This window comes from Mesorhizobium sp. M5C.F.Ca.IN.020.32.2.1 (assembly GCF_004023105.1).
GTDB classification, from domain to species: Bacteria; Pseudomonadota; Alphaproteobacteria; order Rhizobiales; family Rhizobiaceae; genus Mesorhizobium; species Mesorhizobium wenxiniae.
This window is the reverse complement of record NZ_RZSX01001662.1, coordinates 1-464: the sequence shown is the minus strand read 5'-3', so window position 1 is coordinate 464 and position 464 is coordinate 1. Positions and strand designations below refer to the sequence as shown.

The following is a 464-nucleotide window of genomic DNA, read 5'->3' as shown; positions in this document are numbered from 1 at the left end:
CACCTCATAGGAAAACCGCGCCTTGCGGTTTTCCGCAACGGTCTTGTTGTTGGGATCGGCTTTTCTGACTTGATTCATGATGCGGAGAGGTGGCGCCTCATCCCTAATTAATCAAGCCGGCGTGCTTCATGGCCGCATCGATCTTCTCGGCGGTCGACTGCTCGACGGTGACCAGCGGTGAACGCAGCACGTTCTCGACCTTGCCGAGCTTCGACAGCGCATATTTCGCGCCGGACACGCCGGGCTCCAGGAAAATCGCCTTGTGCAGCGGCAGCAACCGGTCCTGCAAGTCCAGCGCCTTGGCGTTCTCACCGGAAAGCGTCGCCTCCTGGAATTCGGCGCACAGCCGCGGCGCGACATTCGCCGTCACCGAGATGCAGCCGACGCCGCCATGGGCGTTGAAGCCGAGCGCCGAGGCATCCTCGCCGGAAAGCTGGATGAAATCCTTGCCGCAGGTCGCGCGC

The 464-nt window shown here is 62.3% G+C and carries 1 protein-coding gene and 1 pseudogene; both read right to left on the bottom strand.

What is annotated here, in order from left to right; translation table 11 throughout:
* Positions 1 to 78, bottom strand: a pseudogene (locus tag EOA86_RS38030) (SsrA-binding protein); the annotation flags it as partial.
* A 25-nt stretch (positions 79 to 103) separates the two neighbouring features.
* Positions 104 to 464 (bottom strand): dihydrodipicolinate synthase family protein (locus tag EOA86_RS38025; protein ID WP_206630297.1); only part of this gene is annotated, 361 nt, incomplete at its 5' end.